This is a genomic window from Mycobacterium sp. TH-M106 (genome assembly GCF_057473765.1).
In genome coordinates, this window is sequence record NZ_JBYCLE010000068.1 from 1 (window position 1) to 1,234 (window position 1,234).

2 protein-coding genes are annotated in these 1,234 nt (G+C 64.7%); one reads left to right on the forward strand and one right to left on the reverse strand.

What is annotated here, in order from left to right; all coding sequences use genetic code 11:
- A partial coding sequence (locus AC2VOP_RS02200; protein WP_486959448.1) for a GMC family oxidoreductase occupies positions 1 to 665 on the forward strand: 665 nt, incomplete at its 5' end.
- A gap of 13 nt (positions 666 to 678) precedes the next feature.
- On the opposite strand, the gene AC2VOP_RS02205 is transcribed toward AC2VOP_RS02200, so the two are convergent.
- On the reverse strand, positions 679 to 1,234 hold a 556-nt coding region (locus AC2VOP_RS02205; RefSeq protein WP_486959449.1), incomplete at its 5' end, for a glycosyltransferase.

A 1,234-nucleotide genomic window follows, 5' to 3' on the forward strand; every position in this document is an offset into this window, starting at 1 on the left:
ACTGGATCGAGCTCTGGCCAGAACGCGGCTGCACGATCACGGCCGAAAACAAGGAGATCGGGCTCAACGACTTCTACTTCTGGGAGGGGCAGAAATATGGCACCCTCCAGTCGGCCGGCGCGATGGCCAATCTCGCATCCCTGGACATGTTCGTCAACCAGCCCGGCTGGCAGCCAAGGATGCTGCGCATGATGAGCCCGGCGGTGCGACCGATCTACGATCGCTTCTTCAACGGTGGGCTGGTGCTTGTCCCGATGATGGAAGACCTGCCGTATCTGGACAATCGCGTCCTGCCCAGCGATCGACCCAGCACTGACGGTCGCCAACGGCTGCAACTTCACTATCGATTACACCCCAGTGAGACCCAACGCCGCCGGGTGTTCATCCGGCAGATCAAAGAAGTGTTGAAGCCGTTTCGCACGCTGACATTGCGGACCGGCGCGAACAACTCGACCCTCGGCCATGTCTGTGGCACCTGCCGCTTCGGTACCGATCCCACGACCAGCGTGCTCGATCCCCACAACCGGGCGCACGAAGTCGACAATCTCTATGTCGTCGATGCGTCGTTCTTTCCCTCCAGCGCCGGCTTGAACCCCAGTTTGACCGTCGCGGCCAACGCCCTGCGGGTGGCCGAGCACGTGAACCAGACGCATTTCCCCAGCTGAACGGTCGGGGTGTTCAGCCAACACACTCGAGCCGGGCGAAATCTTCCACACGATCAGCGGCGTCCGCAACGCTCTCGGCGGGTCGGGTCATCCGGGTGGCCATCTCGCGGGCGCGGGTCGCATAGTCCGGGGCCAGGATCCGACGCAGATCTGCGACCAGCGATTCCTCGGTAGCGCTCGAAAAGCGCCGCGCGGTACCCACCTTCAGCCGTTTGACCGCAGCTCCCCACATCAGCTGGACGTCTGCCATCCAGAGGATCAACGTGGGCACACCGGCGCGCAGGCCTGCGGCCGTGGTGCCCGCGCCGCCGTGGTGGACGACGGCACGACAGGCGGGAAAGATCGCCGCGTAGTTCACCTGGCCCACCACTTTGACGTGGTCGGAGTGGGCGGCGCTGCTGAAATCGGTCCAGCCGGCGCAGACCAGTGCCCGCTCGCCCAGTCGCGCACACGCGGCGCCGATCATGGCAAGCGTATCGGCGGGAGATTCGACCGGGATGCTGCCGAACCCGAAGCAAATGGGCGGCGTTCCCGCGGCGATCCACGAAGCGACGTCGTCATCGGCGCCC